16 protein-coding genes and 1 pseudogene are annotated in these 18,877 nt (G+C 52.1%); 4 read left to right on the forward strand and 13 right to left on the reverse strand.

From position 1 onward, the window contains the following. Positions 1–183: 183 nt before the first annotated feature. On the reverse strand, positions 184–630 hold the full coding sequence (locus ABIE64_RS22485) for an NUDIX hydrolase (protein WP_007089588.1): 447 nt from the start codon (positions 628–630) through the stop codon (positions 184–186). Next, a complete protein-coding gene (locus tag ABIE64_RS22490) occupies positions 620–886 on the reverse strand; it encodes a hypothetical protein (RefSeq protein WP_071240040.1) in 267 nt (88 codons plus the stop codon). Before ABIE64_RS22490 ends, ABIE64_RS22485 begins: the two co-directional genes overlap by 11 nt. A 199-nt stretch (positions 887–1,085) precedes the next feature. Between ABIE64_RS22490 and ABIE64_RS22495 the strand changes: the two genes are divergently transcribed. After that, the gene (locus tag ABIE64_RS22495; protein WP_071240039.1) at positions 1,086–1,934 is read left to right on the forward strand and encodes a DUF502 domain-containing protein; all 849 of its coding nucleotides are present in this window, start codon (positions 1,086–1,088) and stop codon (positions 1,932–1,934) included. A 57-nt stretch (positions 1,935–1,991) separates the two neighbouring features. Here the strand turns inward: ABIE64_RS22495 and recG are convergent, their stop codons facing one another. Beyond that, positions 1,992–4,079, reverse strand: a complete 2,088-nt coding sequence (gene recG, locus ABIE64_RS22500; RefSeq protein WP_071240038.1) for an ATP-dependent DNA helicase RecG — start codon at positions 4,077–4,079, stop codon at positions 1,992–1,994. 234 nt (positions 4,080–4,313) lie between these two features. Between recG and ABIE64_RS22505 the strand changes: the two genes are divergently transcribed. Then, entirely contained in the window at positions 4,314–4,589 is a 276-nt protein-coding gene (locus tag ABIE64_RS22505; RefSeq protein ID WP_007089584.1) for an FAD assembly factor SdhE, read from the forward strand. 4 nt (positions 4,590–4,593) lie between these two features. Continuing rightward, positions 4,594–8,091, forward strand: coding sequence for a transcription-repair coupling factor (gene mfd / locus ABIE64_RS22510; RefSeq protein WP_071240037.1), 3,498 nt, complete (start codon positions 4,594–4,596; stop codon positions 8,089–8,091). A gap of 58 nt (positions 8,092–8,149) precedes the next feature. Here the strand turns inward: mfd and ABIE64_RS22515 are convergent, their stop codons facing one another. From ABIE64_RS22515 to ABIE64_RS22560, 10 genes are all read right to left on the reverse strand, one after another. Then, positions 8,150–8,836, reverse strand: a complete 687-nt coding sequence (locus tag ABIE64_RS22515; RefSeq protein ID WP_083379336.1) for a DsbA family oxidoreductase — start codon at positions 8,834–8,836, stop codon at positions 8,150–8,152. Positions 8,837–8,839: 3 nt separating this feature from the next. Then, complete coding sequence (locus ABIE64_RS22520; protein ID WP_071240036.1) at positions 8,840–10,063, reverse strand: phosphopentomutase; 1,224 nt, start codon at positions 10,061–10,063, stop codon at positions 8,840–8,842. Positions 10,064–10,120: 57 nt separating this feature from the next. Beyond that, positions 10,121–10,954, reverse strand: coding sequence for a deoxyribose-phosphate aldolase (gene deoC, locus ABIE64_RS22525; protein WP_354378679.1), 834 nt, complete (start codon positions 10,952–10,954; stop codon positions 10,121–10,123). An 88-nt stretch (positions 10,955–11,042) separates the two neighbouring features. Continuing rightward, on the reverse strand, positions 11,043–12,146 hold the full coding sequence (locus tag ABIE64_RS22530; protein ID WP_247643557.1) for a succinylglutamate desuccinylase/aspartoacylase family protein: 1,104 nt from the start codon (positions 12,144–12,146) through the stop codon (positions 11,043–11,045). A gap of 165 nt (positions 12,147–12,311) precedes the next feature. Next, a complete protein-coding gene (locus tag ABIE64_RS22535; protein ID WP_037992574.1) occupies positions 12,312–13,058 on the reverse strand; it encodes an ABC transporter permease in 747 nt (248 codons plus the stop codon). Between the two features lie 3 nt (positions 13,059–13,061). Next, on the reverse strand, positions 13,062–13,754 hold the full coding sequence (locus ABIE64_RS22540; protein ID WP_037992577.1) for an ABC transporter permease: 693 nt from the start codon (positions 13,752–13,754) through the stop codon (positions 13,062–13,064). Positions 13,755–13,842: 88 nt separating this feature from the next. After that, a complete protein-coding gene (locus ABIE64_RS22545; RefSeq protein WP_354378680.1) occupies positions 13,843–14,640 on the reverse strand; it encodes a transporter substrate-binding domain-containing protein in 798 nt (265 codons plus the stop codon). Positions 14,641–14,724: 84 nt separating this feature from the next. Then, on the reverse strand, positions 14,725–15,498 hold the full coding sequence (locus ABIE64_RS22550) for an ABC transporter ATP-binding protein (protein WP_063094169.1): 774 nt from the start codon (positions 15,496–15,498) through the stop codon (positions 14,725–14,727). A gap of 417 nt (positions 15,499–15,915) precedes the next feature. Next, complete coding sequence (locus tag ABIE64_RS22555) at positions 15,916–16,491, reverse strand: methyl-accepting chemotaxis protein (RefSeq protein WP_354378681.1); 576 nt, start codon at positions 16,489–16,491, stop codon at positions 15,916–15,918. Positions 16,492–16,680: 189 nt separating this feature from the next. Then, positions 16,681–17,859 (reverse strand): cache domain-containing protein, encoded by a 1,179-nt coding sequence (locus tag ABIE64_RS22560; RefSeq protein WP_354378682.1) that lies wholly within the window; start codon positions 17,857–17,859, stop codon positions 16,681–16,683. Positions 17,860–18,025: 166 nt separating this feature from the next. Between ABIE64_RS22560 and ABIE64_RS22565 the strand changes: the two are divergent. Continuing rightward, positions 18,026–18,774: pseudogene (locus ABIE64_RS22565) on the forward strand (IS5 family transposase). Positions 18,775–18,877: the final 103 nt, after the last annotated feature.

An 18,877-nucleotide genomic window follows, 5' to 3' on the forward strand; every position in this document is an offset into this window, starting at 1 on the left:
CAAGAAAATAGCCCTGGCTTTGGGCCCCAAGGGGCCAATCGCCGAGGGATAATCCCCTCGGCACACTCAAGCCAGCTTTCAAACACCTCTAAAAGCAAAACCCCGCCAAAATATGACGGGGTTTGTCAGCAGTCTGAGGCGGCATCTTCTGATGTCGCCTTTTTGTTTTCGTGAGGGTTGAATTTACCGACGTAAAGCGCGCGAGCGGGTAATGATGTCTTTGGTTTTGTCCCAAAGCCTGTAGTCATCAAGCTGCACGAAAGGCACCCAGCGGGCATCGGCAGCATCGCCGCCAGTCTTTAAATCGGTTTCTTGTGCTTCGGCGACGAAGTCGATCAGGGTATAGTGATATTGAACCTGCCCATTGCCATCTGGCGTGATCAGGTCGACTGTATCAATCAGAACCGGGGTTGATACGATGATACCGGCTTCCTCCAGGACTTCCCGCCGAACCGCATCACGCAATGTTTCACCAAGCTCCTGTGCGCCGCCGGGAATGCTCCAACTGCCTTTACTTGGCGCCTTGCCCCGTTTGATCAGTAAAACATTTTCGTCATTCCAAATAACAGCACCAACTCCGATGATCGGTCTGGCAAGGTAATCTCGCTTATCGTCGATATCAGACATCATCCTCATCTTCTATGTCTTCATCCGGATCAGGAACGTCATGGGCGACTTTTCCTGTCATTTCCCGCGCCCTTATGGCAGGTCGGCCAAGAAACTGATCTTCGGATTCCGGATGCAAAGACATCACGAAATCGACTGCTGGTGCGTCACCCAGGGCAAATTGCCGTGCAGTTTCATAATCGGGCGCTGTTACCTTCGCTGTGCGGATACCGACAGAGCCATTATCATCGTATATGTATTCAACAATCCAGACCTGCAAAACAACTCCTTTTCAATGGCGGTTGATGCCGCCTGTTTTGTTTGGTTGCGCCACAAACTTGAATGCTGCTATCACTCTATAAATGGGAATTTCCCAGCTTAATAGTCGCAGCATTGCCATACTGTTAATGACAAATGGTGAATGCAAATATGTATTACAGGTCAAAAGATGTAATGCGACGTCTCTTCACAGGTGATCAATGACCGCCAATCACGATAATCAACATGATTCGGATAGCGAAAACGCCGGACATGCCCTTCCCAGTCCGGGCTTTTTTGCCCGTGTGCGGGCCTATTTTCTGACAGGCGTTCTCGTCAGTGCGCCACTTGTTATAACATTTGGTTTGGCATGGTGGTTTATAGAATTCGTCGACAGTAAGGTCATGCCGCTGATTCCGGGGCATTACAACCCGGTCTATTACCTGCCCGAAGGTTATCAGGAATACGGTATCCCGGGATTTGGTTTGTTGGTGATCCTGATTTTCATTACGGTTGTCGGCTGGTTCACCACCAACTTTGCCGGACGCGCGCTGATCAAGCTTTATGAACGTATTCTGGCGCGTATTCCTGCGGTTCGCAGCATTTATGGTGCGGTCAAACAGATACTTGAAACGGTGCTGGCCAATCAGTCAAATGCATTCCGTCAGGCTGTTTTGTTGGAATATCCGCGCCGCGGCATGTGGGCTATTGGCTTTATTACCGGTGAGACAAAGGGTGAAGTGCAGAACCTGACGGAAGATACGGTTATCAATATCTTTTTGCCAACCACACCAAACCCGACATCGGGATTCCTTTTGTTCGTGCCACGCCGGGATATCGTGATCCTTGATATGACGGTCGAAGAGGCGATCAAAATGGTTATGTCAGGCGGGATTGTCACACCACCTGATCGTCGCAGTGCTGAACTTCAGGCCAAGCCGCGTGTTTCCGCAAAGACATACGAAGACGTCGATGTTTTGCGTGAAAAAGAAAACATACCGGTTCTGGTTTCCAAACATCCCGAACCGGGGAACGAGAATACCGATGACAAAAGCCGCGAGGATGCGTAAAGCGGTTTAATGGAAAACAAAAAACAAGGGTGCCGCAATTTGCAAGCGCCCTTGTTTTTAGCCGGACCGGAAATAGCGAACGGCTTCGTCGCGCTCGAAAAGATACAGCAACAACCGCAATGCTTCGCCGCGCGGCTTTTGCAGATCGGGATCAAGTTCGACAATCAGTCGGGCATCATCACGTGCAATTGCAAGCAAATCCCCATGCATCTCAAGGCTGGCTAGGCGATAGGCTTGCAAGCCGCTTTGCCGGGTGCCCAATACTTCGCCAGCGCCTCTCAAACGAAGGTCTTCTTCGGCAATGATAAAACCGTCTTCGGTTTCGCGCATGATTTTCAGGCGAGCTTTTGAAATTTCGCCTAATGGTGAACCGTAAAGCAGCAGACAGGTTGATGCCGCGTCTCCACGTCCGATCCGTCCGCGTAGCTGATGCAGCTGTGCCAACCCAAAGCGTTCAGCATGTTCTATGACCATGATTGTCGCTTCCGGGACGTTGACACCAACCTCAATCACGGTGGTTGCGACAAGAATTGACAGATCACCGTGGGCGAAGCGTTCCATCACGGTGTCCTTGTCCTTGGCTTTCATTTTGCCGTGGACAAGCCCGACACGACTTTCGCCAAAAAGTTCGACCAGAATGCGATAACGTTCTTCTGCTGCCTGCAGGTCAAGGATTTCGGAATCCTCGACCAACGGGCATACCCAGTAAATCTTGGTTCCGGTGCGCATGGCACGCCCGATGCCTGATATCACGTCATCCGCTTTGTCAGCGGGCAGGACACGTGTATCAACGGGCTTTCTTCCTGGTGGTTTTTCATCCAATCGCGATACTTCCATATCCCCAAAGGCCGTTAGGGTCAGGGTTCTGGGGATCGGTGTTGCCGTCATGACCAGTACGTCGACAGCCTGTCCCTTGCCAGCCAGCATCAAACGTTGATGGACGCCAAATCGATGTTGTTCATCGACAACGGCGAAAGCCAGATCGCGGAATTGCACGTCTTCCTGAAACAGTGCATGCGTACCAACGGCAATCTGAAAAGTGCCATCTGCAAAACCTTCGAGCGCAGCTTTACGACTTTTGCCTTTATCACGACCCGTCAGGATTGCGCAGGTCACACCGATCTTTTCAAGAAGCGGGGTGATCGTTTCAAAATGCTGACGGGCAAGAATTTCAGTCGGCGCCATCAAAGCAGCCTGACGGCCTGTTTCGATTGCATTCAGCATGGCCATCAGGGCGACAACCGTTTTTCCCGAGCCAACATCCCCCTGAAGCAGGCGTAGCATGCGTCCGTTGCCACCCATGTCTTCGTAAATGTCTTTCAGTGCGCGTTGCTGCGCACCTGTCATGGCAAAGGGAAGTTCTGCTTCAAGTGCCTTGCGCAAACGGCCATCACCGTTTGTTGCTCGTCCGCCCAGCTTGCGCATCTTTGCTCGAATAAGCGCAAGGGCAAGCTGATTTGCCAGCAGTTCGTCATAGGCAAGTCGTTTGCGGGCAGGGTGGTCGGGTGACAGGTCGCCATCATTTTCAGGGTTATGAACCTGATGCAGGGCGGACTTCAGAGCAGGCCATTTGTGCCGCGCCTGTAGGGCGGGGTCATGCCATTCCGGGAGCTCCGGTACCATCGCAAGAGCCGCACGAGTTGATTTGGTAAGAGTTTTACCCGTGACACCAGCTGACATCGGGTACACAGGCTCCACGGTTTGAATTTCATCACGCTCGGCCTCGGTACCAATTCGGTCAGGATGGGTGATCTGGTATTCACCGCGATAATGATCAATTTTGCCCGAGACGATACGCTTTTCACCAACCGGCAGAACTTCGTTCAGATATTTGGCCCTGGCATTGAAAAACGCCAAAACCAGAGGGACACCTTGAGTTTTGCAAATGACCCGATACGGGCGGCGCCGATTTGGCGGGGCATCATGGCGTTCTATCCAGACATCCAGCGTAACAATCGATCCATCAATTGTTTCTGTTAGAGGCGGAGAAAAACGTCGATCAATCAGCCCCGATGGCAAATGCCACAGCAAATCGACCACATGTTCGCCGCCGATCAACCGCGCAAGCAAAGGCTTCAGGCGCGGGCCAATGCCGGGCAAGCTGTCGATTTCAGCAAAAAGCGGGAACAATATTTCCGGGCGCATGACGGTTTTCGTTGTGTTTTCGGATAAGAACGTTAATAGAACAAATCGGTTTAGATGCTGGGTATACAACAAAATTATCGTGCGACAACCGACAAGTCACGAGCCAATGCAAATTGGATGGATGACAGCATGGACCAATTGGCGAATTTACCGTACAAACCATGCCACAAAAGACAAACTGTGCCTTTGGTTTTATGCCGATGCACAGTGACCAGAAAAGACAGGAGATCGAACGTGAGTATCGACAGCAAAGAACTTGAAGTCCGACGCAAGAAATTGCTGTTTCGCGGCGGCCATCGCGGTACCAAGGAAAACGATATCCTGATCGGTCGTTTCATGGAGGCGCACCTTGCCACCCTGTCAGAAGAACAGCTCGAACGTTTTGAAATCCTGATGAATGATGTTCCCGATGCCGATTTCTTTAAGTGGGCAACGGGCAAAGAGCAGGCACCGGAGGAATATGATACCGACGTGCTGCACATGATTCAGGAACTTAGCAACGCCAGATAAAACATTGAATAAATTAAAAGAAATCATTTCAACAAAAGGTCGCAAGCGACTGTGTGGTGTTCCCGAGGGTGCCGACGCTTTGTTGTTGCGCGAATTGCTGGATGCATCGGCAAACGACGCCACAATCCTGCATATCGTGCGCGATGACAAACGCATGGCCCAGCTTGCCGAGGCACTTGCTTTCTTTGCGGGCGAGGTCGAAGTCTTGACCCTGCCGGCGTGGGATTGCTTGCCTTACGACCGGGTTTCACCGATTGCCGAAGTAACGGCACGCAGGGTTGAAACATTGACGACACTGGCTGAGGATATCAAACCGGCCAGCGGGCAGGGACGTATCGTTCTGGCAACAGCAGCGGCGGTCATGCAGCGCGTCCCGCGGGTAGATGTTATGCGCGATGGCAAACTGACCTTTAAATCAGGACAGGAGCATTCGCGCGCCGATCTGACCGGCTATTTTGATCGGATGGGCTATAACCGTGCCGAACAGGTTATGGAGCCCGGTGATTACGCGGTTCGCGGCGATATTGTTGATATCTTTGCGCCGGGTATGAAAGAGCCTGTGCGACTTGATTTCTTTGGTGACGAGATCGAAAGCATTCGCCGGTTTGACGTTGAAACCCAGCGCACTGTCGGACGGATCAACGAAATCGCCCTTCTGCCCGTTGGCGAAGTGTTTCTGGATCACGAAAGCATTTCCCGGTTCCGCAGCGGATATCGCGAACTTTTTGGCGTCGTATCGCAAACTGATCCACTTTATGAATCGATCAGTAACGGCTTGAAATATGGTGGAATGGAGCATTGGCTGCCGTTGTTCCACGACGGTATGGATACAGTTTTTGCCTATCTTCCTGATGTGATGGTCAGCCTTGATCATCAATATGGCGAGGTCATCGAAAACCGCCTTGAGATGATTGACGATTATTATCAGGCACGCCTGAATATAAAGGGCGGCGGGCTTTCGGGGGACAATGTTTATAAACCTGTGCCGCCCGAGCGGCTTTACCTTGATCAGGCCGAATTTGACCGGATGCTGAATGATCGCACGGTTCTAGAACTTTCACCTTACTACGAAGAAGAAAGTGCTGAGCGTGCCGTTTTTGACATGGGCGCACGTCCCGGGCGCGACTTTGGTGATGTTCGGGCACGGGCCGATACCAATCTTTATGATGAATTGCGTGATTTCATCGTCGCCCAACGTGGAAAGAATCAACAGGTTGTTATCGCAGCTTATTCCGATGGATCACGTGACCGTATGATTTCGGTTCTGCGCGAACATGGAGTTGCAAAGGTTGTTACGGCAGAATGCTGGGAAGATGTTACTGACGATCTGACGCCAGAACAGCTTGCTGTTGTTATTCTCGATCTTGAACACGGGTTCCGCCGTGAAGGTCTTTGGATACTTTCGGAACAGGATATTCTTGGCGATCGTATGAGCCGTCCAGGCGGACGACGTCGCAAGGCTGAAAACTTCCTGCGTGAAGCATCCGAGATTTCAGAGGGGGACCTTGTCGTCCATCTTGACCACGGGATCGGTCGTTATCTTGGTCTTCGGACCGTTACGGCGGGTGGTGCGCCTCACGATTGTCTGGAACTGGAATATGATGGCGGCGACAAGCTTTTTGTTCCGGTTGAGAATATCGAAGTTCTATCGCGCTATGGCTCGGACGAGGGGCTGTCGATCCTTGATAAACTTGGCGGCGTTGCCTGGCAGGCCCGCAAGGCCAAATTGCGCGAGCGCATTCGCGATATGGCAGGCAAGCTGATAAAGGTTGCCGCCGAACGCCATCTGCGCAAAGGGGCGGCCTTGACCGCCCCCGAGGGAAGTTATGACGAATTCTGTGCAAGCTTCCCGTTTGCTGAAACCGAAGATCAGGCACGTGCCATTCGCGATACGCTTGACGATCTGGCCGCAGGAAAGCCGATGGATCGTCTTGTATGCGGGGACGTTGGCTTTGGCAAAACAGAGGTCGCATTGCGCGCAGCCTTTGCCGCCGTAATGTCGGGCAAACAGGTTGCGATTGTTGCGCCGACCACATTGCTATGCCGTCAGCATTACCTGACCTTCAAGCAGCGCTTTGACGGGCTTCCGGTGCGGGTAGAGCAACTGTCGCGTCTGGTGACCGGCAAGAATGCCAAGCTGGTCAAGGACAACCTTGAAAGCGGGCATGTAGACATCGTGTGTGGGACACACGCGCTTTTGGGTAACGGTGTAAAGTTCAAAGATCTTGGACTTCTGATCATCGATGAAGAGCAGCATTTCGGCGTCAAGCATAAGGAACGCCTGAAAGAGCTTAAAACCGATGTCCATGTGCTGACATTAACAGCGACGCCGATCCCACGCACATTGCAGCTTGCACTGACCGGGGTAAAAGAACTTTCGATTATTGCAACCCCGCCGGTCGACCGTCTTGCTGTTCGGACTTATATCACGCCATATGATCCGGTTGTTGTGCGCGAAGCGATATTGCGTGAACGTCATCGTGGCGGGCAAATCTTCTATGTCTGCCCACGGGTCAATGAACTTGGACGGGTTGCCAAGGAACTTGAAACACTTGTGCCTGAAATCAAGTTTGACGTTGCACATGGCCAGATGGGGCCTCGTGACCTTGAACAGGTGATGACCGATTTCACTGATCGCAAATTTGATCTGTTGCTTGCGACCAATATTATAGAGTCCGGCATCGATGTTCCGAACGCCAATACCATGATCATACATCGCGCCGACATGTTTGGTTTGGCGCAGCTTTATCAGTTGCGCGGGCGTATCGGTCGATCAAAACAGCGTGCCTATGCCTATCTGACATTGCCAAATGGCAAGAAGCTTACAGCAACCGCATTAAAGCGACTTGAAGTCATGCAGACGCTTGACAGTCTTGGTGCCGGTTTCAATCTTGCCAGCCATGACCTTGATATTCGCGGAGCAGGAAACCTGCTTGGCGAGGAACAATCAGGCCATATCAAGGAAGTTGGGATCGAACTTTATCAGCAGATGATCGAAGAAGCCGTGGCCGAGGCCAAGGGCGAGATAGAGGCCGATGACGCGGCATCCTTCGTGCCGCAGATCAATGTCGGAATGCCGGTGCTGATACCGGATCGTTATGTGCCCGACCTTGGCGTGCGACTTGGCCTGTATCGACGGATTTCGGAACTGCGTTCCCGCGAGGAAGTTGACCAATTTGCCGCCGAGATGATTGACCGTTTTGGCAAGCTGCCAAAAGAGGTCGAAAACCTTTTGGACGTGGTCACGATCAAACAATGGTGCCGCACATCCAATGTTGAAAAACTCGATGCCGGCCCCAAAGGGGCGCTTATCACGCTTCGGAATAATGAATTCCCGAACCCGGCCGGTCTGGTTGGTTTTATCCAGCAACAGGTTGGCGTGGCCCGTTTGCGCCCGGATCACAAGATCGTTTATGCTGCGGGGTGGGATGGTCCGACAGATCGATTGGAAGGTTTAAAGCGCCTGATGCGTCGCTTGGCCGATATTGCTGCAAAAGCATAACGAAAAAGGCAGGTACCCGTTCAGGACCTGCCTTTTTTATTCCCATACGGGATACATGTCAGATGGGTGTTTCTTCCTGACGCGCCAGACGGATCATGCGTTGCAGGATTTCGGGTTCCTGCGCGCCCGAAAGAGCATGGCGGCCATTAAACAAGAAACATGGGACCCCGGTTACGCCCATTTGATGGGCAACCCGGTTTTCCTGCGATACGAATTCGCGATCCATGTCACCCCCAAGGTAATCGAGGATTTCGTTTCTATCTTCGCCATGGGTGACGGCAATCTCAACCAGAACGTCAAGATCACCAATGTCGCGTCCATCAAGGAAGTAAGCCGTAAACAGATCTTCAACCAGATCATTCCCGACAGCAGGGCGTTCGGCGCAAACTTTATAGATCACGCGATGGGAATCTGTTGAATCCGGCGTCAGACGAATGGCATCGAAATTGAAATCAATCCCGACAGCCGCACCCGCAGCCTCAATCGCCTTGTAAACCCGGCCTGCACTTTCAGTGCCGCCAAATTTGGCCGACAGATATAATTTCCGGTCTATCCCGCCCGTTGGCATATCGGGGTTCAAAAGGAATGGACGCCAGGTAATTGGCATATGGTCAAGTTTTTCCCGGACAAGCGCCTTTTCCAAACGTTTCTTGCCGATGTAACACCATGGACACACGGTATCGATGATCGCCTCGATACGGATCGGCGCCATCGGTGCTTCGCTATGACCGGGTTGCCAGTTCATGTTTTATCCATTCAGGAACGAAGTACCCGCGGCCAGCGGCGCGATGCCAAGGTGATCCGCAACGGTTTGGCCAATATCGGCAAAACTGTCACGCATGCCAATCGGCCCGGGTTGAATGGCTGGACCGAATGCCAGAATCGGCACGAATTCGCGTGTGTGGTCATTGCCGCGCCAAGTTGGATCGCAGCCATGATCCGCGGTGATGATGACAAGGTCGCCCGGCTTTAAAATCGCGCGCAGTTCGGGAATGCGGGCATCGAACTCTTCAAGGGCATTGGCATAACCCGGCACATCGCGACGATGACCAAACTCCATATCAAAATCGACAAGATTGGTGAAAACGATGCTGTTATCAGGCGCCTGATCAATTTCAGTCATCATGGCATCAAAAAGGGCCATATTACCCGATGCCTTTACCTTCTTTGAAATGCCGCGCTGCGCATAGATATCGGCAATTTTGCCCACCGAGATGACCGTGCCGCCAGCCTCGCTAAACTTATCCAGTAGGGTCGGTCTATGAGGCGGGATCGCTATATCGCGACGATTTGCCGTTCGCTTGAAATCAGCCGGACTGCTGCCGACAAACGGGCGGGCGATGACACGGCCAATATTATATGGTTCAACCAGTTTAAAGGCGATCTCGCAAACCTTGTACAACCGATCCAGACCAAAATGCTCTTCGTGGGCGGCAATCTGAAACACGCTATCGGCCGAAGTATAGCAAATCGGCATGCCGGTTTTGATGTGTTCTTCCCCGAGTTCGGCAATGATTGTTGTACCAGATGCATGACAATTGCCAAGAATACCGGGCAACTTTGCCTGCTTGATCAGCGTATCGGTCAATTCTCTGGGGAAGGTCGGCACTTCAAGCGGGAAATAGCCCCAATCAAAATCAACGGGCACACCCGCAATTTCCCAATGGCCGCTTGGCGTATCCTTACCGCGTGACAGTTCCTGGGCATGGCCATAGGCGCCAATCATCGCGCCACCATGTTCAAGTCCCGGTGGGACACGACCGGTTGCATCCCTGGCGGCTTCGCCAAGACCTAACGCGGTCATGTTGGGAATATTCAGTTCTCCCTTGCGAATATCATTGTCTGCCAGACCATTAGCACAGTTTTCTGCAATGTGACCCAAGGTGTCTGAGCCCTGATCACCAAACTTGGCTGCATCTGGGGCTGCGCCGATACCGAAACTGTCTGCAACAATGATTATGGCGCGGGCCATTCCGTCTTCCTTCAGCTGTGTCTGCCATTTGGATTGATTGGCAGATAGTCATAATTCTCAGTAGTTGCCAGTCGTCTTTGGCGCAACAGACTGATCAATACCACAAGTTTCCAACAAGGCTGTCAAAACCCCGCTGGCACCGAAACGGAACGTGCTTGGCTCTGCCCAGCCTTCACCCATTATTTCATCCGCAATTGCAAGAAACAATGCTGCGTCATCAGCCGTTTTGACGCCGCCAGATGCCTTGAAGCCACAAGCAAGACCATCTTCCTCCCGGGCATCGCGAATGGCCGAAATCATTGCTACCGCCGCCTCGGGCGTCGCGCCAACTGGCACTTTCCCGGTCGAGGTTTTGACGAAATTCGCACCATGTTTGATCGCAAGGCGGGCGGCATCATAGACCTTGGAAAGATCGTCAAATTCGCCGCTTTCAAGAATGACCTTCATCGTGGTCATCGGACCGCAAGCCATGCGGGTTGCTTCAATAACATCAACGACAGTCTGGATATCCCCGGCTATAAAAGCCTTGTAAGGCAAAACCAGATCAACCTCGTCCGCACCCTTGGCAACGGCGTCTGCTGTTTCGTCGCCCACGCGCTGCGCATTGGTGCCACCGTCCGGGAAATTGACAACAGTAGCAGTTTTAACACCGCTTTGGCCCAGCGCCCGCCATGCGGTTTCGATAAATGGCGCATACACACAAACAGCGGCGGTATTTCCTGCCGGGCTTTGTGCGCGCTCACACAGTGCTTCGATCTTTTCGACCGTGTCATCGTCATTCAGGCTGGTCAGATCAAGAACGGAAATGGCCAGTCGCGCGGTTTCCGCATCGCTTCTTGCTGCTGCTTTGGCAGCTGTAATGACTTCTGAAACATAATTCGGGTCGAACATGTCGATATCCTTAAAACGCGCGGGACGCGAAGTGTTGAATTCGGCAAGGATTATACCGAACTCTTGCTATCGCGTCCCGTAAAGAAGGTCAACGTGCGGTCAAAAGAAGCCCTTCGCGACCAGGCAATGCCTCGGGCCCTGCGACAGAGCAAAGCAAACCGCCGGGGACCACAAGACGCCCACCGACACGTGCGTACATGAAACCGTCTGTACGGCTGGAAAACGGTGTTTTGTCACCTGTTTCGCAATCAAGAACATAGCCCAGTTCCTGACCTGCTTTTACATGGACACCGGCATCGACGGAAAACACGATCATCCCGCCATGGGTTGCCGTTACGCGATCAACACCTGCAAGCGGTGTGGCCGTGCATTTTGCCTGGGGCAGGGGGCCGGGGTCACCTGCGATAACGCCACGACGTTGCAGGAATGCAAACAGGTTCTTCGCATCCTGACTGGCAAGGTGATCATAAACGTCCTGTTCACCGCGCAATTCGATTGTGGTTGAAAGTGTTGCCATCGGGATCGGAAACTTGTCGCCATAAACGCGGCGCAATTCGACCCAGGGGCGGCTGAAAGCTTCGTCGAACGGGTTCGCACCGCTTTCTTCGGCAATCAGGCAGGCTTCTGCACCGATTTGAGCCGACAGATCTGCTGCATCCGGCCAGCTGGAATCGCTGGTATAAAGATGCATGGCTGCTTCCCAGTCGCAATGCAGGTCAAGAACATAGTCCGCATCAATTGCTAGTTCCGCCAGTGTCAGACGCAAATCCTCAAGATCGGTCAAGGGCCCTGCATTGCTGCGGTGTTCCTTGATCAAGCGACGAAGTTCGACACGCGCACATTCAACATTGGCATCCGGATCCTGACCAAGCTTACCATCAACAGCCGCAATCAGTTCCTTACACAGGTCGGGATAGTGACGGTTGAAGTTCTGTCCGGTGCGCATTTCAAAACGCCCGAGCGGTTTCATATCAACATACTGAGTGAAACCGATCGGATTGGCGAACGGTACAACCACGATTTCACCGTTGATCTGGCCGCTTTCTTCGGCAGCTTTCAGGAGCATTTCCAAATGGTGCAGGGCGATTACACCAGGGAGCTCGTCGGCATGAAGGGCTGCCTGCAGATAAGCTTTTGGTCCTTGCCCGACTTTGCCATAGCGACGGACGGTAAGCGCGCGGGCAGTACCCATTTGAGGGCGAATCAACTCAATGCGTTCTTGTTGCATGATATTCCTGTGGGATTTGGTGGTGGCATTATCAACAGCACTTGCAAACTACTGGGTTGCATGGCTGGCTGGGACGCGTGGCCCCGAGCGATGCTTATCTTCGCTCGGGGGCAGGCACAAAAGGCTGGATCAAATATGTCCGCCAGCTTTGGCCGGAACGGATTTGTTTTCTTTCCGGTTTTCGTTTCGGCGAAGGTGCTTCTCGATCCCCTTGAAGCCAAAGGTGAGAACGTAAACAATGATCAGGTAGATCACACCGGCCGAAATAAAGGCTTCATATGGCAATGCAGTGCGAGCAACAATTTTGCGCGCGGCTCCGGTTAGTTCCATCATTGTCACCGTTGACGCCAGTGACGTTGCCTTAAGCGTGAAAATTACATCGTTGGTGTAGGCGGGCCAGATAATCTGCCACATACGCGGGAAGATGATCCGGCGATAAATGGTGGCGGGGGCCATTCCGCACGCGCGCGCCGCCTCAATCTCGCCATTCGGAACGTTCTGGATGCCGCCACGCATGATCTCGGCCATATAAGCCGCCGTGTTAAGAACAAACGTCAACAGACAGTACCAGTAAGGATCACGCAGATACGTCCAGGACCAGTGATCCTGAATACCATCAATGCTGGCGATCAGCTGCCCGCAGCCATAATACATCATGAACAGCTGCGCAATTAGCGGCGTGCCGCGAAACACATAAATAAAGGCAAACGGAAGAGCCTGAACCCAGATCAGCTTTGACACCCGCGCAATCGCAAGCGGAATGGCAAGCAAGGTGCCAAAAACAACCGAAACGACAAGCAATTGCAGGGTCAGAAGGAAGCCCTGCCAAAGCCATGCATCGTACTTGGTAAGGACGTATATCAGATCTTCAAACATCGATCACGCCCTCGCAATGCCGCGGGAAGCCCGCTTTTCAAGTCGATTGAAGACAAATAGCGATACGGTGGTAAAGGCCAGAAACATTGCCATGGCGACCAGATAAAACGTAAAGGGCGCTTTTTCTGTACCTGCACCGACCGCGGCCTTACGCAGGATTTCTTCGACGCCCACGACGGATATCAATGCCGTATCTTTGATCAGAACCTGAAACAGATTGTTAAGGCCGGGAAGGGCAAACCGCCAGAGCTGCGGCAATTTGATGCGAATGAATATCTGCGTGGGTGTCATGCCGCATGCGGTTGCCGCTTCTATCTGGCCAAGTGGAATGGACTGCATTGCAGCCCGGAATACCTCGGATGCAAAGGCCCCCTGAACAAGTGCAAGGGCAGCAACCCCCGACCAAAATGCAGGAATGTCAACGCGAACCGCCTCACCGCCGATCAGTTCGGCGAGGTTCTGAATGGCAATAGTACCGCCAAAATAGATCAATAAAATAACCAGAAGTTCCGGAATACCGCGAATAATAACGGTATAACTTTCCCCGATGATCCGAAGGGCCTTGTAACGCGACAGCTTTGCCGATGCGCCCAGCAAACCCAGAATAATCATGAATGGTAGCACGGTCAGGCAAAGCTGGACCGTCACAAGTCCACCTTCAAGCATCTGCCAACCGCGGCCGTATAAATCAAACATGCTATCTCCTGCAAACCTTCATGCCGCGTCAATATGGGGGCAATAAGGAAGGGCGGCACATTAAGTGCCGCCCTAAACTGCCTTCCGATCAATTCGGGTGCAGGTTGATTTCTTCGAAGTACTTTTTGTTTATTTCCTGATAGGAGCCGTTTGCAAGCATTTCTGCCAGTGCCTTGTTCAGGATCTCTTTCAGGTCCTGGTCTTCTTTGCGGATACCGATACCAGTACCTTCGCCAAAGAATTCTTTAGGCGCAAAGGTATCGGAAATAAACGCATAGCCTTTGCCCGCGTCCGATTTGACCCATTCAACCAGCACGCCGGAATCAGCAAGCGTCGCATCAATACGACCTGCTGTCAGATCGAGCAGCGCGTTGTCCTGCGTGTCATACATGCGAATTTCCGCATTCGGGAAATTGTCTTCAAGGAAGGCCGAATGGGTGGTCGAACGCTGAACGCCAATGACCAGACCATCCAGCGCATCTTCAACTACAGCATCGTCTTTCCATGCAGTGACAGACATTCCTTCCTTGCCAACAAACACAGCCGGTGTGGTGCTGTAATAGTTGGTGAAATCGATCGAACGTTTGCGCTCTTCGGTGATCGACATCTGGGCGATGATTGCATCATATTTTTTCGCCAGCAGCCCTGGAATGATCCCGTCCCAATCCTGAGCTACGATCTCGCATTCGATGCCAGCGGTTTCGCAAAGTTTTACAGCGAAATCGACATCAAATCCCTGCAGGTTGCCATCCTTGTCTACATAGTTGAACGGAGGGTATGCACCTTCGGTTGCGATGACGACTTTTTCCCAGGCTGCACTTGCTGCCGATGCACTCAGTGCGACACCCACGGCTGCAGCGGTTGCAACCTTGATCCAGTTTTTCATTCATAGTCTCCCTTGTTGTTGAGAACAGGCCGTGTCGACACTGTCCTTTTCGGAAGGTTCTTTAAGGGAACCGTCCTTTCCAGATCAGAAATCTCGCTGAAGGAATTGCTTCATGCGCTCTGATTTTGGATTTTCGAAAACTTCTTTCGGGGCACCAAACTCTTCGACCCGTCCCTGATGAAGATACATAACGTGGCTTGATACGCCTTTGGCAAATCCCATCTCGTGGGTTACGACCAGCATGGTTCGGCCTTCTTCGGCAAGGCCCGTCATAACGTGCAGAACCTCGCCAACCAATTCGGGGTCAAGAGCCGATGTCGGTTCGTCAAACAGCAGAACTTCGGGCTCTATCGCCAAAGCACGGGCAATGGCAGCGCGTTGTTGCTGTCCGCCGGAAATATGGCCGGGATAATAGTCGCGGCGTTCATACATCCCTACTTTGTGAAGCAGTGCATCAGCACGTTCTATTGCTTCTTTTTTGGGAATGCCAAGAACATGCACCGGTGCTTCGATCACGTTTTCAAGAATGGTCAGATGGCTCCAAAGATTGAAGCTTTGAAAGACCATGGCCAATTTGGTGCGAATGCGTTGAAGCTGTTTCTTATCGGCGGGCTCCTGACTTCCGTCTTTCAGGCCGCGCATTTTGATCAGTTCGCCGTGGACATGCACGGCACCGGAATTCGGTGTTTCAAGAAGGTTGATACAACGCAAAAAGGTACTTTTGCCAGAACCGGACGAACCGATGATCGAAATCACGTCACCGGTATTCGCGGTCAGATCAATACCTTTGAGGACTTCATGCTCCCCAAAGCTTTTGAACATCCCTTCGACCTTTAGGGCGGGTATGTTTGTGCTCATATCGAGATAAAAAGTCCCCTGTTGAAAGTTCTTGTTGTGTCGGGCCAGTCCGATCCGCATCAAATCGATGCTTCACCCCTTTGGACAATCCCAATCACATTTTCCCCTGAATAATTGCCTGTCTGGGCACCGTAATTCTACTGATTTTTTGCAGTTATATGAAGAAAACGGTCGTCACGGCATTATATTTGGTCGGGCTTTGGAAAGCTTGGCAAATATACTGCTGTGCCAAGTGGTTTTACGCAATAAAAATTCCCGCCATTGCCAAGGGCACCGAATCACCCATGGATCTGCTGTAAATTTTTGCACCTAAATTTTTGCGATTTGATTTTCGACCATTTTTACGGCAGCCAAATGGCAAATTAAAAGCATGCACCATGATTAACACACGATGCGGGGACCAATTATGACAAAGGGTCAATTATCGCGAACCGTTTTAAGGAAGCCAATCACTTCCTGGCGAAGCTTTCCAGCCAAAGCCTGCATTTCATTTGACGACTGCAAAAGGGCACGGGCCTCGTCACTGACCATGGTAGAAGCATCGGAAACCGCCGATACGTTTCGCGAAACATCCTGCGTTCCCGATGCGGCGCGTTGCACGCTATCTGCAATTTCCTGTGTCGCAGCTCCCTGTTGCTCAACAGCCGCGGCGATCGCATTGCAGAACTCGTTAATCCGTTCGATTGTTGTGGTGATATCGCCGATCTCTGTTACCGAGCGGGTAGACGAGGACTGTATGCCATCGACCTGCGTCTGAATGTCGCCGGTCGCCTTGTCTGTCTGATTGGCAAGAGATTTGACCTCGCCGGCGACAACGGCAAAACCTTTGCCAGCATCTCCGGCGCGGGCAGCTTCGATGGTGGCGTTCAGGGCCAAAAGGTTTGTCTGCCCTGCAATATCTTGAATTAAGCCGACAACCTTTCCAATCCGTTCTGCTGCATCGGCAAGCTCCGTAATCGTCTGGCTGGTATTATTCACACCGTTAACTGCCATGCTCGCAACCTGGATCGATTGCGTAACTTGCGCTGCGATTTCCCTGATGGCGGCAGATAACTCCTCGGTGGCGGATGCGACGGTCTGAACGCTTTCAGTCGTCTCGGCTGCGGCTTTGGAAACGGCAGCTGCCCGCGCATTGGACTCTTCGGCACTTGCTGTCAGCTGTTTGGCAACATGCTGGGTCTGCTAGGACGCATGTGCGACAGTTTCAACGATCGAAAGGACATTTTTCTCGAAACTGTCTGCCATTTGGTTGAGTGCGCGTCTGCGTTCCTCCGCCAGCAGCTTTGTGGCGGCCTCGTTCTCTTTGGCAAGGCGTTCCATTTCGATAGCATTGTCCTTGAATACAACAACAGCAGCAGCCATTGAACCGATTTCATCCTTGAGTTCGGTACCCGGTACTTCTAAGCTGCGATCACCACTTGCAAGGCGTGTCATGGCATCTGTCATGCTCAGAACGGGTCTCGATACCCATTGGCGTACCAAAATCCCCAGAAGTCCCATTATGGCAAGGACCGCGATAATGGCTGTGATAACGGATGTCTGCCGGAAGTTTGTCAGTGACAGGTAAGCAAGGTCACGGTCGATGGCAAAGCCAAGGTACCAGCTTACGGCAGGCAGACCTTCAACCTTGAAGAAAGTGAAAATTTGATCACCACTTCCATTCAGGACGTCATCCATGCCTTCCTGAACAGTCGGGGTACCCTCCGGAAAGGCTTCTGCAATTGGTTTGAGGGTTAAATTGGTATCAGGATGGATCAGGATAGTTCCCTGGTCGTTAACCAGAAATCCGTACCCGATCCCGCCCAGATCAACGCTCCGCACCAGTTCCCCCAAGGTGGTGATGTCAATATCTCCCCCTACGACGCCAAGGATTTTCCCATCAGAAGAAACCGGTGTAGTCGCTGTCACAATCAGCTTTCCAGTTGAGGCATCCGTATAAGGTTCGGTAAGCGTACTGCCACCTGCGGTAACTGCGTCCGAATACCATGGTCGTTTACGTGGATCGTAATCGGCAGGCAGTTCGTCCGGTGGAAACATCAGCATTTCTCCAGATGCACTGCCAAAATACGAGAACATGAATGTATTGGCGAGGGCAGGGCGGCTGACCAGATCCTTCACACTGTCACTGTCATTCTTCTGAGCAATGTTTTGCCCAAGGCTCTCTACCAGCAACTTTCGGCCCTCAATCCAATTTGCGATCCCTGTTGTTGCCAGAGAACCCGTTTCAATCAGCTTGGATTGAAGAGAATCCTGAATTGCAGATCTTTGTTGAAGGTCGAAATACAGAATGAATGCCACAAATGTGGTCACAACAATCAGTGCCGCTGCCAAAAGAATACGGCTGCCAATATTCAGTGACATCAGGTTTTCTCCGCTGATACGCTCCACCCTGTTTTATCAAGTTGGCATCATGTACCCCGGTTACAAGAGAACTTAAGCACCCCAAATATTAGGGTCTGAACCCAATTGGAATGCTTGAAATTGATATTGGAAATGTGATTCACCCTTATGGAAAGGGAGTTATCACATGGCACGATTTGATTTGAGCGATGAAGAATGGGCGATTATCGCCCCGCTGCTTCCGGTTGAGGGTCGAGGTCCAAAGCGGCGCGACGACAGAACCGTTCTCAATGGCATCTTTTACATTTTGCGAACCGGCGCCCCCTGGCGGGACCTTCCGGGAAGATATGGCCCGCCTACCACGGTCTATAATCGGTATATCCGATGGGGAGAGCGTGGCATTTGGCGCGAGATATTCGAGACTTTGGCGACGGAATGCGAGGATGCTCTCGTCTTTATCGACAGTTCGATTGTGAAGGCTCACCGCGCAGCGGCCGGGTCAAAAAAGGGGAACTGGCAGAAGGTATTGGACGCTCACGCGGCGGCAGGACAAGTAAAATTCACGCCGCTGTAGATGCATCGGGTCGTCCGTTGCGCCTTGCCATCAGTGGTGGGCAGCTCCACGACAGCAAGATGATCGACTGTTTCCTGAACTGGTCGAAGCCGCCTCTGACCATCGTTGCAGACAAGGCTTATGGCAGTGCGCGTATTCGGCGGGAAATCGAGGATGAAGGCGCATTACCCGTCATTCCGGCCAAAGCAAACGCCAACAATCCGATCCCGCATGATGTCGGGCTCTATGCAAAACGCAACCTTGTTGAACGCTTCTTTTGTCGCATGAAAGACATGAGGCGACTGACCGTCCGATACGAAAAGCACGCAGAAAATTTTCTCAACATGGTGCGATTGTTCGCAATCAGGTGTTGGTGCAATTGAGTCCAGACCCTAGGCTGAATCGACATTTACATCCATAGAGTGGCTGCGGCGAGAAATACGAAAGACAGATAATGGCAGGCCTTGCGGTCATATCGTGTGGCCA

The sequence above is a fragment of the Thalassospira sp. MBR-102 genome (assembly GCF_040549275.1).
Lineage (GTDB): Bacteria > Pseudomonadota > Alphaproteobacteria > Rhodospirillales > Thalassospiraceae > Thalassospira > Thalassospira xiamenensis.